The 235-nt window shown below is 36.6% G+C and carries 1 pseudogene; it reads right to left on the minus strand.

Going from position 1 to position 235, the window contains the following annotated elements:
* Positions 1-235 (minus strand): annotated as a pseudogene (locus ACFIK8_RS10540) (3-hydroxyacyl-[acyl-carrier-protein] dehydratase FabZ); the annotation flags it as partial.

Here is a 235-nt window from a genome sequence, read left to right on the forward strand (position 1 = left end):
ATCTTTAACTGATCACCAGGTATAACTGGCTTACGAAATTTCGCATTATCAACAGTCATAAGGTAAACCAAATTTGTCTGCTTATTACCTAACCTTAAAAGTGAAATTGCTCCCGCTGTTTGTGCCATAGCTTCTAAAATCAAAACTCCAGGCATAACAGGCTTTGCGGGAAAATGTCCCATAAAATGCGGCTCATTAATGGTTATATTGTTAATACCAATAGCTTGTTGTTCAT

Source organism: Bartonella sp. MR168JLCBS, assembly GCF_042194175.1.